General features: G+C 31.7%; 1 pseudogene. It reads right to left on the bottom strand.

What is annotated here, in order from left to right:
* Positions 1-196: pseudogene (locus ACFVSH_RS26860) on the bottom strand (DUF1641 domain-containing protein); the annotation flags it as partial.
* Positions 197-1,195: the final 999 nt, after the last annotated feature.

Raw genomic sequence — 1,195 nt, forward strand, 5'->3', positions numbered from 1 at the left:
TCGCAACCGATTGAGCGAAATCATAAGACTTTGTTAAAATATTCACTAACTCAGTCAGTTTTGGTAACTGCTCAACTAAAGTGTTCAATGATTCCTGAACCTCGGGCTTTAAAAGCTGATCAAGGATATCCAATTGTTCTTGGTTTGCAGAAATATTAAGTGTTTCATGTTCAGGTTTTGAGACTACATCTACCATATCTAATTCCCCTTTATACTTCATTATTTTGATTAATGTGTTTTCCGCCGATACTACTAATCATACGACTCTAACCTCTTAATTTCAAATATTTCTTTTGTGATACGAATATAATTTTTATAGTTATTATTAACAGTTATTAGGTGGATTTTGTGATTTCTCTTAATATTCCAAAAAAACATTAAGATTATTCTAATTATAATACCTTATATAAAGAGACATTCTATAAGATTACGATTGGGGGTTCACCGCGTTTCCTATTATATAAGGGGCATGATCAATCGGCTATCGGCAGAATATGTAGACATCTTTTGTTTTGAATATATGTTTGGTTTGCTATAATGTCCATAATCTTTGAATATGACATGCCTGAATGTGACCCAGGAATATTTTATCTGGTTTAGGGTAAAGAATATTATCGGAATTGGAGTTGATGCCCTTGGTAGAACGCAGGATATTAGAGGTCCGTGGTGAGAATATCGAAATATCCTCCAGGTATAATGAAAAATATAGTAAATGGAATTGTACAGCCAAAATTCCCAATAGTTCCATCATTGCTTATTGTCGTGATAAGAATAGGCTTCGTGCTGAGACAGTTTCTATGAGCAGGTTACTAATTACTTATGACGACTATAAAGTTGTCTGAGATGTATAGGGATGATTCATAAATAGAAAAAAGGCGCATAACCTAGAAAGATGATGGTTGGGCGCCTTTTTTATTGGATGAAAGAAGGAGGAATAATGCTAAGTTTCATCATCAGCTCCCTATATATCTCCGAAAACTACCGATTTATCTACGAATTATACGATTTATTGATTTTTTGACAAAACTCTTTCTAAAAAAGCTATTTTCTTATTGAAATGCAACAAAATTGTCAAAAAAAATATCAGAAAATACTGATAAGGAAAGTAAAATTATGTTAATATATTTAAAAAAAGTATTATTTTCTAAGTAATAATAACTTTTTTTAAACGATCTCCATAAATGGAGTGTAGGGC

Origin of the sequence: Peribacillus sp. NPDC058002 (assembly GCF_042886655.1) — a bacterium.
Classification (GTDB): domain Bacteria; phylum Bacillota; class Bacilli; order Bacillales; family DSM-1321; genus Peribacillus; species Peribacillus aracenensis.